The sequence below is a fragment of the Streptomyces sp. NPDC048111 genome (genome assembly GCF_043202815.1).
Classification (GTDB): domain Bacteria; phylum Actinomycetota; class Actinomycetes; order Streptomycetales; family Streptomycetaceae; genus Streptomyces.
In genome coordinates this window covers 71,071-90,038 of the sequence record NZ_JBIDBD010000022.1, presented here as the reverse complement: position 1 = coordinate 90,038, position 18,968 = coordinate 71,071, and the positions used below count along the sequence as shown (strand labels likewise).

15 protein-coding genes are annotated in these 18,968 nt (G+C 69.2%); 8 read left to right on the top strand and 7 right to left on the bottom strand.

Annotated features, from left to right (window positions below):
* Positions 1-173: 173 nt before the first annotated feature.
* On the bottom strand, positions 174-548 hold the full coding sequence (locus tag ACGF3I_RS27105; RefSeq protein WP_393136365.1) for a hypothetical protein: 375 nt from the start codon (positions 546-548) through the stop codon (positions 174-176).
* A 420-nt stretch (positions 549-968) separates the two neighbouring features.
* Between ACGF3I_RS27105 and ACGF3I_RS27100 the strand changes: the two genes are divergently transcribed.
* Positions 969-2,147, top strand: a complete 1,179-nt coding sequence (locus ACGF3I_RS27100; RefSeq protein ID WP_393136363.1) for a PP2C family protein-serine/threonine phosphatase — start codon at positions 969-971, stop codon at positions 2,145-2,147.
* A gap of 200 nt (positions 2,148-2,347) precedes the next feature.
* On the opposite strand, the gene ACGF3I_RS27095 is transcribed toward ACGF3I_RS27100, so the two are convergent.
* The 4 genes from ACGF3I_RS27095 to ACGF3I_RS27080 all read right to left on the bottom strand — a co-directional run bounded on the left by ACGF3I_RS27095 (position 2,348) and on the right by ACGF3I_RS27080 (position 6,805).
* Positions 2,348-2,914 (bottom strand): VOC family protein, encoded by a 567-nt coding sequence (locus tag ACGF3I_RS27095; protein WP_393136361.1) that lies wholly within the window; start codon positions 2,912-2,914, stop codon positions 2,348-2,350.
* A gap of 725 nt (positions 2,915-3,639) precedes the next feature.
* Entirely contained in the window at positions 3,640-4,899 is a 1,260-nt protein-coding gene (locus ACGF3I_RS27090; RefSeq protein WP_393136359.1) for a sensor histidine kinase, read from the bottom strand.
* A 4-nt stretch (positions 4,900-4,903) separates the two neighbouring features.
* A complete protein-coding gene (gene cseB, locus ACGF3I_RS27085; protein WP_393136357.1) occupies positions 4,904-5,662 on the bottom strand; it encodes a two-component system response regulator CseB in 759 nt (252 codons plus the stop codon).
* 99 nt (positions 5,663-5,761) lie between these two features.
* Positions 5,762-6,805: an endonuclease/exonuclease/phosphatase family protein gene (locus ACGF3I_RS27080; RefSeq protein ID WP_393136355.1), complete on the bottom strand. Its 1,044-nt coding sequence runs from the start codon at positions 6,803-6,805 to the stop codon at positions 5,762-5,764.
* Between the two features lie 958 nt (positions 6,806-7,763).
* Here ACGF3I_RS27080 and ACGF3I_RS27075 point away from each other — a divergent pair.
* From ACGF3I_RS27075 to ACGF3I_RS27065, 3 genes are all read left to right on the top strand, one after another.
* Complete coding sequence (locus ACGF3I_RS27075; protein WP_393136353.1) at positions 7,764-8,753, top strand: aspartyl/asparaginyl beta-hydroxylase domain-containing protein; 990 nt, start codon at positions 7,764-7,766, stop codon at positions 8,751-8,753.
* Positions 8,754-9,085: 332 nt separating this feature from the next.
* Positions 9,086-10,240, top strand: coding sequence for a cytochrome P450 (locus ACGF3I_RS27070; RefSeq protein WP_393136351.1), 1,155 nt, complete (start codon positions 9,086-9,088; stop codon positions 10,238-10,240).
* Positions 10,241-10,278: 38 nt separating this feature from the next.
* The gene (locus ACGF3I_RS27065) at positions 10,279-10,926 is read left to right on the top strand and encodes a class I SAM-dependent methyltransferase (protein ID WP_393136349.1); all 648 of its coding nucleotides are present in this window, start codon (positions 10,279-10,281) and stop codon (positions 10,924-10,926) included.
* A gap of 75 nt (positions 10,927-11,001) precedes the next feature.
* Here ACGF3I_RS27065 and ACGF3I_RS27060 read toward each other — a convergent pair whose 3' ends face one another.
* Positions 11,002-12,207: an MFS transporter gene (locus ACGF3I_RS27060; protein WP_393136347.1), complete on the bottom strand. Its 1,206-nt coding sequence runs from the start codon at positions 12,205-12,207 to the stop codon at positions 11,002-11,004.
* A 193-nt stretch (positions 12,208-12,400) separates the two neighbouring features.
* Between ACGF3I_RS27060 and ACGF3I_RS27055 the strand changes: the two genes are divergently transcribed.
* From ACGF3I_RS27055 to ACGF3I_RS27045, 3 genes are all read left to right on the top strand, one after another.
* The gene (locus ACGF3I_RS27055; RefSeq protein WP_393136345.1) at positions 12,401-13,414 is read left to right on the top strand and encodes a DUF5937 family protein; all 1,014 of its coding nucleotides are present in this window, start codon (positions 12,401-12,403) and stop codon (positions 13,412-13,414) included.
* A gap of 1,245 nt (positions 13,415-14,659) precedes the next feature.
* Positions 14,660-15,397 (top strand): restriction endonuclease, encoded by a 738-nt coding sequence (locus ACGF3I_RS27050; protein ID WP_393136388.1) that lies wholly within the window; start codon positions 14,660-14,662, stop codon positions 15,395-15,397.
* Positions 15,398-15,794: 397 nt separating this feature from the next.
* Positions 15,795-16,562 (top strand): trypsin-like serine peptidase, encoded by a 768-nt coding sequence (locus ACGF3I_RS27045; RefSeq protein ID WP_393136343.1) that lies wholly within the window; start codon positions 15,795-15,797, stop codon positions 16,560-16,562.
* Between the two features lie 499 nt (positions 16,563-17,061).
* Here ACGF3I_RS27045 and ACGF3I_RS27040 read toward each other — a convergent pair whose 3' ends face one another.
* Complete coding sequence (locus ACGF3I_RS27040) at positions 17,062-17,622, bottom strand: TetR/AcrR family transcriptional regulator (RefSeq protein WP_393136341.1); 561 nt, start codon at positions 17,620-17,622, stop codon at positions 17,062-17,064.
* Between the two features lie 19 nt (positions 17,623-17,641).
* On the opposite strand from ACGF3I_RS27040, the gene ACGF3I_RS27035 reads away from it, so the two are divergent.
* Positions 17,642-18,691, top strand: coding sequence for an epoxide hydrolase family protein (locus ACGF3I_RS27035; protein WP_393136339.1), 1,050 nt, complete (start codon positions 17,642-17,644; stop codon positions 18,689-18,691).
* Positions 18,692-18,968: the final 277 nt, after the last annotated feature.

The window sequence follows — 18,968 nt, the reverse complement described above, 5'->3', positions numbered from 1 at the left end:
CGCGACAGGGTCGGTCGGCCCGGCGGCGCTTCGACCTGGGGCGAATTCCGAGCCGGGAACCTCAGTCCGTCGCCAGCACCCGCTCCAGCCAGGACCGTCGGGCCTGCCACGCCGCGCGGCTGATCGCCGCGTCCGGGACTGTGGCCGTGCGCACTGCCGCTGCCGCTGCGTGTTCAGGCCTCACGTGCGTGAGCTGACGGCGTTTCGCCGTTCTGTGCCTGCTGAGCGCGCTCGGCCATCATCCGCGCCAACTTTTCCAAGCGAGACGGCGCGAACGGCTGCCGGACGGTGTCGGTGCCCGTGATCGACACGACGACGGTGCCGACGCGCAGGGTGATGAATCCTCCGCCGGGTCGGTCCTGGGCGGCAGGTCCCGTCACGGCCCACTGCTCATCGCCGATCTCCGGCATCGGAACGGTCAGGCCGTCCGTCTCCGCCCGGCCGTCGCGGTCATGTGATGACTTCACGCCGTTGAAGAAGGCATGTGCTTTTTCGGCATCGGTGCAGGCTGCGGCGAGGAAGGAAACCTTCGCTTCCGGATCCTCCATCTGAAAGTCGGCAGCTGCCGCGACGAGCAGTCCCGGTGCGCCCGCGGTCCGTGGTGGCGAGCCGCTCCCGCACCACGTCGGTGACCGCCTGCCCCACGCCGGTGCCGGCGGCAACCGCCGCACCCTCGCCCATCTGCGTGAAGATCTCAAGCACCCTGTCGATCATGCGCCACCCCCTGTAGCCACGACACCCCGCATCATTGTCCCCTCGGGAACACCCGTACGGAGGGCAGTTGCAGCTTCCCGATCGCCATGGCACGAGCCGGGACAGCCAGGGCGGGACCGGCCGCGCAGATCCCGGCTGCGGCCACCGTCCCGGACCGTGCGCCTCCTCCGGCACCGGTGTGGCCCTCCGCATATCTGGTGATGATCAAGGGCGAGAGGGGGAAGGAGGACGTTCCGGAACGTAGGGAGGCCGCTGTGGAAGGCGATCGAATCGGGCTGGCCGAGGTGCTGGCAGCGGCGGAGGCCGCACCGCCAGTACGCTCGCTGGACGTCGTGGCGCACAATCTGCGCGAGCGGTTCGGCGCGCGCTACGTGTCGTTCCTGTTCGTCGACGTGGTCGGCCGACGCCTTTTGCGGGTCAAGGACGAGAGGAACCGCCTCCAGGAGAGGGCTGCTGAGCTGATTCCTCTGGACGGCAGCGTCTACAACGACGTCCTGCGCACCCAGAAGCTGGTGACCGTTGCGACCGACACCGGTGATCAGCGGGTGTTCGCCCCGGTAACCAACCGGGGTGACGCGATCGGCGTACTGGAACTCCGCCTCGCGCACGTCTCCGAGGACGTGCTGGAACAGGTCGAAGAGGCCGCACACGCGCTCGCGTACATCATCGTCACCGACCGCCGGTTCACCGACCTGTACCACTGGGGCAACCGCACCGCATCCGTCAGTCTGGCCGCGGAAATCCAGCGGCAGCTCCTGCCGTCGGCGCCGTCCTGCGAGTCCGCCGAGTTCGCCCTCGCAGGCGCCCTGGTACCCGCCTCCGACATCGCGGGCGACACCTACGACTACAGCCTCGACGAGGACACGCTGCACCTGTCCATCACGGACGCCATGGGCCACGACGTCGATGCATCCCTGATCGCGACCCTCCTGGTCAATGCCTCCCGCGGCGCCCGCCGCGCCGGCGCCGACCTGGCTGAACAGGCGCGTCAGACACACCAGGCGATCCTCGACCACGGCCGGCGCACCTTCGCCACCGGCCAACTGCTGCGCATCGCCCTGGACGGGAACAGGGCCCAACTCGTCAACGCGGGGCACCTCTGGCCGCTACGACTGCGCGATGGCAACGTCGAGGAAGTCAAGCTGCACGTCAACCTTCCCTTCGGCGTTCCTGTGCAGGACGCCTACGAGGTTCAAGATCTCGACCTGCGCCCCGGCGACCGCCTCCTGCTCTTCACCGACGGTATGCAGGACCGGAAGGCGGCAGGCGTCGACCTGCGGGGACTCCTGTGCGACACCGCCACCGAGCATCCCCGCGAGGTCGTGCAGGCCATGGTCTCCGCGGTCCGCGATGCCTGCGACGATCACGTACAGGACGATGCCACCGTCCTGTGTCTGGACTGGTACGGGCCTGCTGCGGGCCGCGACGTATGAACCGGGGACGTATGAACCGGCGACGTATGAACCGGAGGCGGCCCTCGCGGGACGGCGCCTGAGCACCGGATGTTCACCGCGCCATCGGTCCCGGCGCCGGCTGGTGAGCGGCGGAAACGGCCGCTTCCGCTTCCGCTCCGCATCATCTCGGGTCGCCCGTGCCCGTGCCGGAACGTCCCCAGACCTCCCCAGGACGTGTGTCAGCGCCAACGGTTGTTGCTCGTGTGGTCACCGGCGAGCCAGCGGGCGAGATCGGCGTGGGCGGTGGTGCGCTGCTCGGCGTCGATCTTCTCCACGTCGGGGTGGTCGACGGCGAACTCAAGGATCAGCCCGTTGGGATCCGTGACGTAGAGCGAGACGCAGAACCCGTGGTCGAGCACATGGGGGTTCGCGTCTGCGGAGCCGGCGGCGACGACGCGCTCGCGGATGGCTTCCTGTGCATCGGCCTCGACCTTGAAGGCTATGTGGCGCAAGGGAGTTGAGTTGATGCTGGTCCGGAACTCCTCCTGGTCCTTCGGGTCGGCGAACTGGAAGAACGCGAGCGCGCTGCCGTCGGCCAGGCCGTAGAGGGCGTGGCTGTAGGCGCGTTCGACGCCTGCCATCACCTCGCGCTCGGTCCAGGTGGCCACCAGAGGCAGGCCGATCACGTCCTCGTAGAAACGTCGGTTGGCTTCCTGGTCGTCGGTGATCCAGGCGTGGTGGTGGAGGCGGAGGGGCAGGGACTGGTCCTGCGCCTGAGGCCGGAGCTGCGTCTGCGTCTGCGTCATGCCGAGTCATCTCCCGTACGTGAATGGGGTGTTGGGCCGGACGCCGCATGGGAGCGGCGAGCGATGTACTGACCAGCATGCCGCCAAAAACAATTGAACGTTGAACCATTTCGCGCCAAGTTTGCCGGTGCGGCCCCGACTCCAAGGATCTGGATGCTCGGCCGGACAACTCCCGGCCGCCCGTGCGCTCATGCCCGATCCGCTCCGGCCTGCAGAGGCGCGGGCGGAGTGTTGCGTTCCGGGAGCTTGGGTGGCTCGGGCGACGAACAGGAGGTATCCGACCTGGCGATCGCGAGCCACCCGTGGGCCTCGCCTCAGGCCACTGCCGGATCGGCTGTCAGTGTTCCCGGGCTGCTGCCCCGCGCAGGAGGTGATGGTCGGACATGCCAGGAGTGCAGGCGGCGGCGTCTCCGCGGACCGTCTGGAACCAGGACGAGCTGAGGAAGATGTAGTCGATCTTCCCCTCGAGGCTGGCCGACCCCAAGACCAAGGAGGCCGAAGAAGAGGCCGCCGCTCGTGCGGTAGAAGCGTCCACCAGGGCCAAGCAGGCCGCTGAGAAGGCCGCCGCCGAGGCGCAGGCCGCTCAGGAAGACGTCATTGAAACGGGCCAGGCAGCCCGTAAGGCTGCCAAGACCGCCCAGGGTGCGGCCGATGCCGCGCGCGCCGCGATCCTCGCCTCCAATACAGCTGTTTAGGCCTCTAACTCCTGTGCATCCGTTGCCAGTTCAAGAATCCTGCGCATCCGGGCTCAGTTCAAGCGAGGCCACCGCGCCCCCGCCCGGCGCGTTCGTGAAGGTCAGGCGCGCCCCGAGCACCTCGGCCTGGCCCAGGGCGATGGTCAGTCCGAGGCCGTGACCGTGACCGCGTTCGGTGCTCTCCGTACGGAAGCGCTGGGGGCCGTGCGCGAGCAGGTCGGCCGGGAAGCCCGGTCCGTGGTCGCGCACGGTCACCCGCGTCCCAGCCACGACGACCTCGACCGGAGCGGCCCCGTGTCGGTGCGCGTTGGTGACGAGGTTGGTGACGACGCGCTCCACCCGGCGCGGGTCGGTGCGCACCACACCCGGCGCGTCGAGCCGGACCGTTGTGCCGCTGCCGCTCCGACGGACCACATCCGCGACCAGCTCGCCCAGCGGCACGGTGTCGCGGTGGGCCCGCTCGGCGCCGGCGTCCAGCCGGGAGATCTCCAGGAGGTCCTCGATCAGGCCGCGCAGGGTGTGCACCTGGGTCCGCACCAGGCTCGCGGCCTCGTCGTCCCCCGGCAGCAGTCCCGCCGCCGTCACCAGGCCCATCAGGGGCGTGCGCAGTTCATGGGCGACGTCGGCGGTGAACCGCTTCTCCGACTCCAGCCGCCGTTGCAGGGCGCCGGCCATGTCGTCCACGGCCGCAGACATCTCCGTGATCTCGTCCCTGGCCCTGCCGGGACGGCCGATACGGGCGTCGAGGTCCCCGTCGGCGATGCGCCGGGCGGTACGGGACCCATGGCGCAGCCGACGGTTGATCGGCTCCGTGGCCAGCGCGGCCAGCGGGACGACGACGGCGAGGGCCGCCAGTACGGCCTTGACGATGCTGCGGTCGAGGAGCTGGAGACTGCGCACCTCGGCACTCATGTCCGTACGCACCGTGAGGACCTGGTCGCCGACGCGCACCGCGGCCCACATCCAGTACCAGTTCGGTGGCCGCTGGTCGTACCAGAGGGCGTAACCGTCGGACGGCCGCACGTCCCCGAGCTTCGCCCGCAGCGGCTCGGGCAGTTCGTCCGCCGGGCCGAGATCGGCCGCCGCGGGGCGCTGACCGGTGCGCGCGAATTCCTGCTCTGCGGCGCGCAGTTGGGTCACCGAGCGGTCCTCGCCCGCCCTGTGGCCGTGCTGCGCGGTCGCGTCGTGGACGAGGAGGCCGATCACGACGGCGACCGCGCAGCAGGCCGCCGCGGCCAGCGCGGCGATCTTCCAGCGCAGCGCCCGGGGGTCGAGGATGTCCTTGGCCACGGGGTCAGGCCCGTACGAGTTTGTAGCCGAAGCCGCGGACGGTCTCGACGCGCTCGGCGCCGATCTTCTTCCGCAGCCGCACTACGCACAGGTCGACCACTCGGGTGTCGCCCTCCCAGCCGTAGTCCCACACCTCGCGCAGCAGCGTGCGCCGGTCGAGCACGACCCCCGGGTGCCCGGCGAAGGCGAGCAGCAGCCGCAGCTCGGTGGGCGTGAGCGGCACCGGCTCACCCGATCTGCGTACGTCCAGACCCAGGGTGTCGATGGTCAGATCGCCGAACACGAGCAGGCCGGGCGGGTGCGCGGTGCCGCCCTGGCCGTTCGCGGCGCCGTTCGCGTCACCGGTCGTGTCGCCGGCCGCGTCGCCTGTCGCGTCGAAGGAGGCGCGCCGCAGCAGGGTCCTGATGCGGGCGACCAGGACGCTGATGTCGACGGGCTTGACCACATAGTCGTCGGCCCCCGCTTCGAGTCCGGCCACCACATCGAGGGCGTCGCTGCGGGCGGACATCATCAGGATCGGTACGAGGCTCTCCTCGCGGATGCGCCGGCACAGGCCGATACCGTCGAGCCCAGGCAGCATCACGTCCAGGATCAGCAGATCGTGCCGCCCGGCCCGGAACGCCTCCAGGCCGTCGAGGCCGTCACCCGCGACACACACCTCGTATCCGTAGCGTTCGAGGGCCAGCTGGACGGCACGGCGGATGACCGCGTCGTCCTCGACGACCAGGACCCTCACCGGGTCCGGGACGAGGGGTCCGGACAAGAGGTCACCTTTCCTGAGCAGCAAGCATGCCGATTGTTGATCGCATCGTAGCCACGGGCCGGCCGCGGGCCCCGCGCCGAGCGGGCGCCGGGTCGGACGTCACAGCTTGAGAGAGGCCGCGACCGGCAGGTGGTCACTGCCGGTCGCGGGCAGCGTCCAGGACGAGACCGGCTTGATCCCTTTCACCATGATCTGGTCGAGACGGACCAGCGGGAACCCGGCGGGCCAGGTCAGTCCGAACCCGGCGCCCGCCTTCTCCTGCGCCGAACTGAGCTGCCCGGTCAGGGCGTTGAGCGAGGAGTCGGCCGTCGACCCGTTGAAGTCGCCGAGCACGACGACCCGGGGGAGCGGTTCGGCCCGTACGAGTTCGGCGAGCCTGGCGGCTGAGTCGTTGCGGCTCGTCGTGGCGAAGCCGGTCGGCAGCACCCGTACCGAGGCGAGATGTGCCACATAGACGGCGACCGGGCCCCGGGGCGTGTCGACCGTGGCGCGCAGGGCGCGTGTCCACGGCATGATCTCAAGCGGCTCCACGGCCCTGATCGGATACTTGCTCCACACCCCGACCCCGCCGCGCACCGCCGAATAGGGGTAGGCCGCCGCCAGCTCCTGCTCGTACGTGGACCTCGCGGTGGCCCGCCGGGGCAGCTCTTCGAGGGCGACCAGGCCGGCGCCCGAGGAGGCGAGGGCGCGCGCGGTCCGGCCGGGGTCGCCGTTCTCCTCGTTCACGTTGTGGCTCAGGACGGTGAGGTCCCCTCCGCGCTCGCCCTTGTCGACGAGGGTCCCGGCGAACAGGCAGCACCACACCACGGCCGGCGCCAGGACGGCGGCCACCGCGAGCGCGGAGCGCCGCGCGAGTGCCAGACCCAGCAACAGCGGCACGAGCAGGCCCGTCCAGGGCAGCACCGTCTGGAGCAGACTGCCCAGATGGCCGGGCGTGTTCGGGACGGCCTCGCTGAAGGCCATGACGAGGGCACCAACCAGGGTGAACCCGGCGAGCCACCGGCCCCGCTGCCAGGAGTACCGGTGCACGGTGCGGCGCAGCCCTGCCGAGAGTCGTCGTACGGCCTGTCGCCGGGGGCCCGGCGACGTCGTGCTCGGTTCGTGCGGTGCGGATCCGACCGCCTGCTTCGTCCCTGTGGACACCTGAACTGCCTCCCAAAGCCGGGGACTCGTACACCGGGCTCCGGGTACGTCCTCAGCCTTCAGGAGCGCCGCTTCCGGCCGGTCAGCGGCAGACTTCGAGCGCCCTGCGGGTGTGTAACAGGTGTGCTTCGGCTGCCGCCGCGCCGCCCCTCGGGGATGTTGGGCCTACTGAGCACGTAGACCTGGAAGTCGGCCTCCTACCCGAAGATCGAGCAACGGACGTAGGTGGTGCAGATGTCCGCGCTCGGCAGGTCCGGATCGATGGGAGCCGGGGGTGGGGCGCCGGGGGGCCATGGCCGGCCCGGGCAGCGGTCGGACGGGGTGGGCACGCGCAGCGACTTCCGCGGTCGGTGCACCATGGCGAAGCGGCGGGTGGGGTGCGCCGAGGCAACCGCGCCGCCGCGCGAGCGGTACGGAGAGACGGGCCGGCCTTCTCACTTCGGACCAGGGTCTGTTCGACGCCGCCCGCCTCCTACCGGGCGGTTGGGGAGTATTGCTGACAGCCCGTCAAAGATGGGCTTTTCGCACGAATGCAAGTCTCAGAAGGAGGTCCGCCCCGCCCCTGAGTGGGAACGGGTTCTGAGAACCGGTCGGGGTTCGGCGGGGTTCGGCAATCGTTGATTGATTTTGCTCGGGCAAAGGACCATCGGTGGGAATGGCCGTGCGTGTCGCTATGGCGCCCACCTGCCGTTAGGGCACTTCGCCAGCGGTCGGCGGGTGCCATGACGCCTGTCTCGTAGAGCCGCGCAAATTGTTGCTCTAGGGCAGGAGTTGCTCGATCGGCCCCGATCTGGCGGTACCCCTCGAATCGGGGTCGGGTCGACACCAGTCCTGATCTGGATCGGCCGCCCAGTTATCAAGGCCCCGGACAAAGATCAAGGGGGCGGGCCCACTTGCGCATGGCATATCCGCCCGTTAATGCTTACTGGGGTCCGGCGAACAACCGGGAGGGGAACACATGAGCGTGTCACTCGACTCGATCGCAGACTTACCCGAAGCCGCGAGGCTGCGGTTGAGCTTCGATCCCGACAAGCTGCAGCGCGACGTGGATCAGCTCAGCGAACGTCCGTGGGGCGCTCAGCGAACCGTGGTGGACGGGGGCGAGTTGACCGCCTCCACGGAGATCGACTGGCGTTGTCTCGCCCTGCGCAGCCCCGGTGGGAATCCCGATCGAACCGACCCGGGTGGTCCTGGGACCGAGGGCTTCGCGGATACCCCGTGGCTCAGGCGCGCACCGTACCTGGCCGAGGTTCTCGCATCGATACCCGCCGAACTGCGCAGCGCCCGCTTGATGTCGCTGGCGCCAGGCGTCACAGTGCCTGAGCACCGCGACACCCCGACCGGGCTGCCGTACGGATTCATCCGCGTGCACGTGCCGATCCGTACGAATCCGGATGCGATCTTGTTCATCGACAAGGTGGAGCACCGCTGGCAGCCAGGCACGTTGTGGTACGGGGACTTCAGCCGACCGCACAGTGTAAGCAACACCGGTGACCGCACGCGGATCCACCTTGTTGTCGACTGCTCGATCAGCCCTGAACTGCTCGCCCTGTTCCCGGAGCATTTCCAGAGTCGTGTCCCGCTGAGCGAGGTCGCGTTCAACCGTCCTGAAGTTCCTCTGCAAGCGTTCGAGCTCGCCGATTTCCACTGCGAGGTCGGGGTACCTCCGTGTGTTCTGCGGCTCGACGAACAGCTCGGCGAATCGGCAGAACCGGATCTGCCCGCGCGAGTAGTCGAGCACGAGGGGAATCTCGTACTCGAGATCAGCGGCGGCCCCAGAATTGCCTTGGTCCATGTCGGGAGCGGGGAGTTCCGTTTCCAGGGATGGATCGAGGAACGCGGGCTTCATCTGGACTTCTTCGGCGTCTCCCCGCGTGCCGTCTTCCACACACGCCGTGGACGTCGACGCCAACAGGTCGCACGGACTGCTGTGCTCCCGCAGACCTGACGCGCAGGTCGCTCAGCCTGTCTCGTCGGTGCGCCCCCCTGATCGCGTGGATCGTCGCCGTTCTGCACCGGGCGGCCCACGCCTGCATGGCCAATGTCGCCCGCGTGCGGCCTGACTCGAGGAGGTTCACCATGCGCTACCTGCACTGATCGTCCCGCCGGACCCACAGGAACCCCGACACATGGGGAGGCATCATGCGCTACCTCCACTGATCCACCAGCAGACAGCGGGTGCCCCGCCACAATGCGGGGCACCCGCTGCCCCCGTACGACTGGGGCCCTCGCGCGAGGCCTCACCTCGCTGTCCCGTCATGCACGGCAGAAAGGCAAGCGATGGAACTCTTCCGGCCGCTGGACGACGCCACCCTCCGTGATCCGGCCCCCATGTACCACCACCTGCGCTCCGTGGATCCGGTCCACTGGTACGAACCGCTCAACGCCTGGGTCATCAGCGGATACGAGGACTGTCTGCTCGCACTGCAACGTACCGAAATATTCTCCTCCGACTTACGTGCGGCCGGCATCGACGTCCCGGACAACCTGCTCAGTATTCAGACTCTGGATCCGCCAGAGCACGGCAGTGTTCACCGCGTCCTCATGGACGCCTATCGTCGCCAGGACTTCACCGCGCTGCGCGCCAGACTGGAAGCCCGGGCCGATCAACTGCTGAGCGGGCTGGCGGGGCAGACCAGTTTCGAACTGGTCACGGACTTCACCGCACCACTGGCCTTCGCAGCCGTGGCCGACCTCTTCGGCATGCCGGACGCCGACGAGAAGAACATAGTCGCCTGGTCGGAGGCCATCGTCGCGGCCATGGACTCGGGTCTCACCCCGGAGGCCGCCGCTCCGGGAACGCTGGCCCGTGACAACCTCAGCGCGGTGATATCTGACTGGCTCGACCAGAAGCCGCAGGGCGGACTGCTCGGAAGTCTCCTCCGCGCGGAATCCGCCTCGGCGATCTCGCGTGACATGGTCCTGAACACGCTGCGTGCCACGCTGCACGCCGGTTACGCCCCCACCAGCAGATTCGTCTCAGCCTCCGTTCTCTCCCTGTTGCGGGCTCCGGACACGTGGCAGGAACTCCTCACCACGGGCGTGAGCGAGACAGCGGTCAAGGAACTGCTGCGCCATTCCGGTCCCGTGCAGGCAGTTGCCCGTGTGTGTGCCTCGGACTACGAACTCGGCGGTCGACTGCTCCGTCGCGGGAGCGATGTCATCGTGCTGGTCGCCGCAGCCAACCGGGATCCACGTCAATTCCCTAACCCTGACGAACTGGATCTCAAGCGGACACCGAACCACAACCTGGGGTTCGGGTGGGGCGCGCACGCCTGTGCTGGTGCGTCGCTGGCCAGACTCACCTGTTCCGTGGCGTTGACCGCGCTGTGTCGGCACACTCCCGACCTGCGACTGGCGGGTGAGCCCGTTCATTGGCGACATGCCACCTTGCGCGGACTCAAGGAGCTCCCGGTGAGCGGAATGCCGGTATGAGTCCCCTTGGACACGGCACCGCATCCGACGGAGGCCCCGTGGCTCAGGACGGGAGTCCCGTCGGCCTCTACCGGGCCTTTCCGGCAGGCCGCGAACCGGAGCTCATCAACGGGGCAGTGCCTCCCGCCGTGCCCATTCTCGAACTCGGATGCGGTGCGGGCAGGATCACGCACGAGCTGACCGCGCTCGGTCATCACGTGGTCGCTGTGGATCAGAGTGCGGAGATGCTGGCCCACGTTCGCACCGGGACACCGGTCCATGCGGACATCGAAGTCCTGGCGCTGACCGAGCGCTTTCCCGCCGTGGTGCTGGCCAGCTATCTGGTGAACACGATCGTGCCCGGCCAGCGGGATGCCTTCCTGAACACGTGCCACCGTCACGTCACCGACGGGGGGGTCGTTCTCGTTCAGCGCACATCGCCGGCCTGGGCCGCCGCCCTGAAGGCGGGCCACACCGTGCGGTCCGACCGAATGGTGGTGACCATAACCGAGGCTCGCCTCGAAGCCGGAGTACTGCACGCGGCGCAAGAATGCCGCCAAGGCGACACCACATGGACGCATGCGTGGACCGATGTCGTCTACTCCAACAGAGAGTTCGAGGACGTGGTCGCGGAGTCCGGTTTCGCTCTTGTGCGATGGCTCGATCCAGATCAGGAATGGGCCGTCCTCCAGCCGCTGCCACGCTGACTGTCCCGCTGATCGCTCCGACGCCGGTAGCGGGCTCGGCCGGGACATGTCTGTCCGCCGAGCTTGCGGTGCTGCCTACGCTGCCTGATCCGCCGCGGACAGCCGGGTTGCCCGCCCGTCCTTGCGAGGGCGCATCGACACCCCGCACCACGCCAGGGTCAGCAGGCCGAGGAGACCCACCATCGCGATGACGACGTGGGGCGGCAGGAACTCCGCGACCGCGCCGGCGGCGGCAAACCCCAGACCTTGCCCGATCATCAGACCCGCCAGCGTGATGGTCAGCGCCCGTCCGCGCAGTGCCTCGGGGGTTACGTCGAGGACCCGCTGATCCAGTCCCATGGCATAGGTGAAGCCGAATCCGCACACCGTGAGCAGAGCCACTGATGCCCACAGGCCGGGGTGGAACGCGAACCCGAGCAGCGGGAGGAACATCAGCACGGCGGTCGGCAGCACCATCCGGACCCGAGTTCGTGCGGTGCACAAGGTGCCGGCCAGCAACTCACCAACCACCGAGCCCGCCGGTGCGGCGCACAGCAGCAGCCCCACGGCAGCCGAGCCGCCGCCGAGCCCGTCCGCGTATGGAGAGGCCAGAGCCTCAGGGGCGACGGCGAAGGCCGGTGGCAACCAGGTCAGCAGCAGCAGCGGACGGAGCCCGGGTACCGCCAGCACCTGCCGTACGCCCGACAAGGACGCACGAGCCACCGAACCGTGCGCGCCGCCCTCCGGCTCGCGGGCCGGCCGACGACGGGTACCGAACCGCAGGAGCAGGACCGCCAGACAGAATCCCGCCGCCGCCGCGAGCAGGGCTTGCGAGGCGGTCATCACGAGGAGCAGCAGTCCGCCGATCGCGAAGCCGATGATCTGGGTGCTCTGTGAGACGAGCCGTAGCAAGGACCGGCCGAGCGCGTACCCCGAGCCGGAAAGCAGGTCCGGCAGGCTCGCCGCGCGGGCCCCCTGGAACACCGGGGCGACGGTGCCCAGTACCAGCAGCAGGCCGAGCAGGACGGGAAGGGGAGTGCCGGGCAACGCCATGACGGCGACCACCACGCAACTGGTCGCCTGGCAGGCCACCATGACGTTCCGAGCGGGATGCCGGTCAGCCACGGCCGACAGCAGCGTCGCCCCGAAGACGTAGGGAGCGAAGCCCAGCGCGAACGTGAGCGAGGACAGCAGTGGGGACTGAGTCTGCTGGTACACCATGATCGACAGGGTGATCTGTGCGATGACATTGCCCAGAGTCGCGATGACCTGCGAGAGAAAGATCACGCGGAACTCGCGCACGGCCAGGACCGAACGGTATGTCGCGGGCGCGGCGCTGGAAGCGGAAGGGGCGGCGGCATCGCTCTGCCCAGGGACGCGGGAGCTGTGCTGAGACATGGAAGGCAGCATCCAGACCGTAGCGACCGCGATTCAATGGATTCGCAAATAGTCGAATCCACCGGTCCGTTGCGGCCGTGAGAGACAAGGTGCGGTCATGGCGGTGCAGTTACTCGTGGAGACAGCGGACCTGCTGAGATGCCGCTTCGCGCTGTCCCCACTGTGGGAGACCGTCGCCGCCGTACGCACCCTGACCGACCCCCGCCGCCAGGCCTATCATCTGCCCTGGCTGAGGAGGCTCCGCCCCGAACTCGACGAGAAACAACTCTCCCCCCTCCTGGCCCTCCTCCCACGTTCCGGGTACACGCCGGATTTCTTGACCCCGCCGCCGACCGGTCCGCTCGCAGAGATCGAGGACGAACTGGCCCGGGTCGCGGACACCCCCCTCACCCATGTGACGGAAGAACTCCACCGCTGTCTCCACGGGCCCGAACGAAAGACGCCTCCGCTCCCCGAAGTGGCCGACCTCCTCCTGGCGGACCCCGCCCGCACCCTCGCTCGGCTCGTCACCCTGATCCGTACCTGCTGGAACTGGCTCATCGCCCCGAAGTGGCCCCAACTCCGGGACCTGCTCGATGCCGACATCGCCGTCAGGTCCCGTCAACTGGCCGAGGGCGGGCTCCACCGCATGCTCACCGATTTGCACCCCACTCTCACCTGGCACGAACGCGGCGCACTCCACATCGCGGATCCTCGCCAGACCCGACACCCGCTGGGAGGGCAAGGACTCCTGCTCCTGCCGAGCGCTTTCGTCTGGCCGGCGCTCACCGTGGTGGTCGAAGCGCCCTGGCAGCCCACCCTGATCTACCCGGCGCGCGGAGTCGGTGACCTTTGGCAGTCCTCACCCCGCCCCTCAGCTCCACTGAGCCTCCAGCGCCTCATCGGACGCACCCGCGCCAGGGTGCTGATCAGCCTGCACAAACCCGCTTCGACCAGCACCTTGGCCCGGAACCTCAGCCTGAGCCCCGCCACCGTCTCCGGGCACCTCACCGCGCTCCATGACGCACACCTGATTACTCGTTACCGTGTGGGCCGGACGGTGTACTACGCACCTACCGCATTGGGCGCGGCACTGACCGGAACCCCGCCCAGGGAACCGAAGTCGTCGTAGGACAGCAGCTGACACACCATCGTGCTGAGGTGTCCCTCGCTTTGCTGGGCAACTCCTCGATCGCCCGGTACGGCGGGTGCCTCGGTCCGCCGCGAGTCGAGCGCCGCAGGACGTGCTCGACCTCCAGGGCGAACATGACGTGAGCCGGCCGTACCTCACAGCGACCACCGGCGCGAACACGGGCATGCCCTGGCGGGCGGCCTCGTCGAGTATTCCGGGAATGTCCGTGCCGGAATCGCGGAAGTCTCTATCGATCACCATGCTCGATCCGTACCGGTGTGTCCTCCCGGGCAGGATCGATTCCGTGGGTCAGCGGATGATCGGCCTCGTCCCCGAACCGGCATACGTGCCCGACGATGCGTCAGCCGTGTCGAGCAGGCTCGCGCTCAGTCCTGCCGCGGCCCTTCGCTCAAGGTGTCCGGGCGCTGTGATGGTGCACTCGGCACGGTGCTGTTTCGCGTCCTGCCACGGCCGCGAGGGTGGACACGGAGCGGCCCTTCGCACGCCCGTACGTCCTGGAGCGATGGCGTGTACGGGCTGCGATGCCGCGGACGTGCTCGCGCAGATCCTCGGGCACGAGCAGGCCGCGGTTCGGAACGCGCGTGCCTGACGTGGTCACCAGCAGCCGCTCTCGGGGGCGGAGTTGCAGGACACCCTGCTGATTTCCCGGTCGTGGACCGAATGACCGGCGGGGCCGTCCTGCCCGCAACAAAGCGCCCCGGTCGCGGTGGGGCGCGGGAGGATGCCTTACGCCACCGACAGCAGGCACTCACCGAGCCCCTACGGCCGTGATCGCCTGATGATCGCGACCCACACAAGATCACTATCTGTGATCTCTGTCTGACGTGCTGTCAGTGAGCTCTGCTTTCATAGGTGGTTGCGCGGGGAGCGCTCCGGCCATGAAGGGGAGGGGCCCATGAGAACAACATGGGTAAGGCCATACATGAAAGCGGATGGTACGGAGGTTCGAGGGCACGTACGCCGATTACCGGACCTTGCGGGGACGTCGGGCGGCGGGGTTCTGCTGCTGGTGGTCGTAGTCCTGATCATCAGTTTCGGCATGCACGCCGGCTCAGCCACGCCGACGCCGGCGATCGGTGTCTCGCCCGCGGCTGGCGCGCCGCGCGGGACAGAGGGCAGCGCGGTGTATCCGATCAGGTGGCCCGCCTGGGACACGCTGCGGCAGGAAACCCAGAGGACGCAGAGGCCCGTGACCTATCCGGTCCCGTGGGACACGGGCAGGGCCTGGTGAGCCGCCGCCCGGCCACGCGGCGGCAGCCCCCGGTGCGGCGACCTGGCCGTCGCCGTGCCCCGGCACGCAGGCGCTCTCGCCGCCAGCAGCATCAGGACGCGCAGCTGCTCGTGTTCGCTCTCGTCACGGCGGCGGTCCTGGGGCTCGTCCTGGCGGTGGTGCGGTGGCTGGCTGCGCACTGGTGGGTCGTCCTCACCGGACTGGTCACGGCCGTGGTCGCATGCGGGGCCTGGCTGTACCAGCGCGGCCGGCGCGCGCACTGGGAGCAGGCAAGGACCCAGGGCCTGCGCTATGCCATGTCCCAGCTGGACGCGCTGCACCACCGGGAGTTCGAGCACGCGGTGCGGGACCTGATGCGCCGGGACGGCTGCGCCGACGCCCGTCAAGTCGGCGGGGCCGGGGACAACGGCGCCGACGTGAAAGCCACCGACCCGGCGGGCCGGCGCTGGGTGATCCAGTGCAAGCATCTCCGCGACGGGGACCGAGGCAGTGCTGTGGGGACCCCGGACCTGCATGTTCTCAACGGCACGGCCCGACAGCTGCACGGCGCGGACGTCGTGGTCCTGGTGACCAATGGCAGGTTCTCCTCCAAGTGCGCTCCACTGGCCCGTTCCCAGCACATTCATCTCGTGGACCGCCGCGTCCTGGGCGAGTGGGCAGCAGGCGGACGGCCCATATGGCAGCTGCTGCACGTGCTCCCGCCACCGCGGCGTCCCTCCGCCATGTCCTGATCGAGCCGTTTACCTGGAAGGCCCCGCGTTGGCAGGGGGCCTTCCCCAAGAGCCGGGCGGCAGGCAAGCCGGGCCGGCCCGCCATCGCCCCAGCCGTTGCAGACCGCGCGACCAGCGGCCGACAGCTGCCCCAGTGGAGCCCGATGCCGTCTGCTGTCGTAGGCTCCGCGGCGTTGATCGGGCCCGTCACGCGAGTCGGTTCCTGGCGCGTCCAGGATGGACACCGCGCCCGGACAGGCCCAGGGGGCGGCAGTGGAATCAAGGGGGAAGCGACATGGGGATCACGCGCGGGTGGAGGTCCGCAGTCATTGCTGCGGTGGCCGTGTCGGGGGTCGCGGGTTGCGGGTCAGCCAAAATGGCTGGGAACGGCGGAGCAGGTCCGGTGGCTCCCGCGCGGGTGACCACCGTGGTCCACGACGCCGCTGTCACCGAAGCGGACCGCCGCTCGGTCGATGCCTACTGGACGGGCGGAGGCATTGCCGAGGTGGCGGGCGCGGACGCGACAGATCATCTGGTCCAGCCGGCGTGGACCGGCGGCGGATCGATAGCCCGGACGGTGGGACGGCTCTTCGCATCGTCGGGTGTGGACGGTGGCTCCGGTGCCTGCACGGCCACCGTTGTCGGTGCCCGCACAGTGATCACCGCCGGGCACTGTGTCAGGACCTCGGTCGAGGGTTCCACGGCGCCCAATGCCGCTTGGGACCGCGACTTGTACTTCGTGCCGGGATACCAGGGAGGCTCGGGACCTCACGGTGGCTTCACGGTGCGCCGGGTATGGATGGCCGAGGACTGGGAGACCGATGGGCGGGACGTTGCAATGCTGGAGATGAATCCCGGCGCCGACGGGCGGACCATTGCGGACGCGGCCGGCGTCCAGCCCATCTCGTTCACCGCGCAGCCGGGTGCGGTCGGCCACTTCTTTGGCTACCCGTACACGGACCGCGTCCTGCATTGCACGGGCGCCACCGAGCGGGGGATCGGCACGGCGCTCATGCGCATACCGTGTCACATGGGGGTGGGGTCGAGTGGGGGTCCATATCTCCTGGGTGATCCGGCGGCGGGAACCGTCGTCGCGGTGAACGTCAGCGGCGATGCAACCACCAGCTACGGAACGGCGCTCGGCACCTTTGCTCAGAGCCTCTACCGGAAGTCCGAGCACGGCTGACCCATCCTGGGGGCCTGTTCGTTGCGCAGTCTCGCGGTCACCGCGCAGGCCCCCTCACTGGTCTTTCCCGGCGGCTCAACTCCGCAGTCGATGGGTTGATCGGCGAGGGACCGCCGCTGGACGGAGGTCTTCCTGACACGTTCGGACGCCCGCCACGGTGAACCGGCACCAGTCACCCGGCTCTGCCAGTTCTGGCCCCTGCCATCGTCGACGCTCAACTCTCCGGGTGCCAGCGACGGCAACGCTGAGCAATTGCGCCTGAAAAGTGCCGAGTTGGGCAAGCTGTGCAGTGGAGGACTCGGGTGCGTTGGGTGTTGCGTGCCCATGTCGCCTTCAGGTTTCGGAATGTTGAGGGCGCGGCGCAGAGATCCTAGGACGGCGTGCGCTGCTTGTCTCCGGTGTGCCCCGGGCTACCGGTGTCGGCCTGGTGGGGCTGGACGAGGGCGCCGAGCGGTGCCGGGGGTGGCCGGTCCCTGTGTTGTTCGGGGTGGTGGCCGGGTCAGCCGTCGGCGAGGTGCTGGATCACTGTGCTGAGCCAGGCTTCGAGTTGAGCGGGGTTGCCGAGGTCGGAGCGCAGTACGCGGTAGCGGGTCGAGACGCCGAGCACGAAGGCGTCGATCGCGGCGGCGCGGCGGCGGGCCTCCGCGTCTTCGAGCCCGCCGTCGCGCAGGTAGCGGTGCAGTGGCTCCAGCGAGTTCGTGTCGAGGAAGGCGGCGAGGGCTTCCGCCGCCTCCGGGCGTTCGCCCGAGGCGCGTTGCAGTACCAGCAGCGGATCCTCCTCCCGGTCGCCGGACCAGCGCCGGACGATGCTCGCCGCGAGCCGCGCACCCAGTTCGGACCGGTCGCCGCCGAAAGAGTCCTCGACCGGGATCTCCACCTGGGTCGCCGCGACGAACAAGCCTTCCTTGCCGCCGAAGTAGCGCGTGATGAGGTTGGGTGACACGCCGGCCGCGTCGGCCACGCCCTTGACGGTGATCGCCGTGTAGCCGTGGCGGGCGAACTGGCGCCGGGCCTGGTCGAGGATCCGCTGACGGGTGGCGGTGGCGTTGCGCGAACTCATGTGTACGACCATACACAGCATGTGTATGGTCGTACACATGATGGCCGAACTACGGGAACGACTGCGGCGCACTCGGCGGGTCGCGACCCCCTGGAGCGCCGACGGCACACGCGGGATCACAGGCGCCCGGCTCGATGCGCTGCTCGCGCACTGGGCCGGCGACTACGACTGGGACGTGCACGAGCGCCGCATCCGCGCGCTTCCCTGGGCCACGGTGGGCAGCGGCCTGCGCGTGATCCACCAGAGGTCCGCGGATCCCGGAGCCCCGGTCGTCGTGCTGCTGCACGGCTGGCCGGATTCGGTGCTGCGATTCGAACGGGTCCTGCCGCTGCTCACCGACGTGCACGTCGTGGTCCCGGCGCTGCCGGGCTTCCCTTTCGCGGCCCCGCTGATGGAGTCCGGGATGTCGGCCGGCCGAATCGCGGAGGTCGTCGCGTCCGGTCTCGCCGAACTCGGTTACGCGCGCTACACGTTGTCGGGCGGCGACGTGGGGGGTACGGTCGCGGAAATCCTCGCGGGCCTTCATCCGGACCGGGTGGCGGCCCTGCACCTCACGAACGTCGCCCCGCAGCGGGCGCTGACGGCAGACCCGGCGACGCTTGCCCCCGACGCCGTGGCGTATCTGAGCCGGGCGGCGCAGTGGTTCCGCAGCGAGGGCGGTTACATTGCCGAGCAGTCCACGCGGCCGAACACCCTCGCCGTGGCTCTCGGGGACTCACCGGCAGGCCTTGCCGCATGGCTCGGCGAGAAGCTGGAGTCCTGGTCGAGCGCAACGGCGTTCACCCCCGACGAGCTGCTGACCTGGATCACGGCGTACTGGGTCACAGGCACGATCGGCACCTCGTTCACGACGTACACCGAACCGGTCACCCTCCCGGAACGGATCGAGACGCCGACGGTGCTGTCGGTGTGTGCGGACGACATCAAGCCGGAGCCGCGAAGCTATGCGGAAGCGTTCCTGAACGTGCGCGAGTACGTGGAGCACCCGGCCGGGGGCCACTTCGCGGCGTGGGAACAGCCGGAAGCCTACGTCCGCGACCTGCGCCGCGCGGTCGAGTTGGGCAGCTAGGCCGTGTTTCGGCAACGGCGCTGCCGCAACTGCTGAACTGCGATCGGCGCACAACGCTGCGGCACATACGCGGTTTGCCGAGAGCCGTACGCCCGGAGAATGGGCCGACGCGAGTTGGGACCGGACTGCGACATGCGATCCGGGCCCTTCTTGCCGTGGTGTGCGGCCCGTGTTGCTCAGCTCTGGCCACCTGCTGATCTGGCAGACGGCACTGACAGGGAGTTCTACGGCCGCTGTCGGGGCGGTGGGCCTCAGCAGCGACCGGTTTTCCTCGTAG

Coding starts and splice junctions, on each gene's coding strand:
- ACGF3I_RS27105 (WP_393136365.1), bottom strand. CDS start 548: ATGGAGGATCCGGAAGCGAAGGTTTCCTTCCTCGCCGCAGCCTGCACC.
- ACGF3I_RS27095 (WP_393136361.1), bottom strand. CDS start 2,914: ATGACGCAGACGCAGACGCAGCTCCGGCCTCAGGCGCAGGACCAGTCC.
- ACGF3I_RS27075 (WP_393136353.1), top strand. CDS start 7,764: ATGAGCGTGTCACTCGACTCGATCGCAGACTTACCCGAAGCCGCGAGG.
- ACGF3I_RS27070 (WP_393136351.1), top strand. CDS start 9,086: ATGGAACTCTTCCGGCCGCTGGACGACGCCACCCTCCGTGATCCGGCC.
- ACGF3I_RS27055 (WP_393136345.1), top strand. CDS start 12,401: ATGGCGGTGCAGTTACTCGTGGAGACAGCGGACCTGCTGAGATGCCGC.
- ACGF3I_RS27040 (WP_393136341.1), bottom strand. CDS start 17,622: ATGAGTTCGCGCAACGCCACCGCCACCCGTCAGCGGATCCTCGACCAG.
- ACGF3I_RS27035 (WP_393136339.1), top strand. CDS start 17,642: ATGTGTATGGTCGTACACATGATGGCCGAACTACGGGAACGACTGCGG.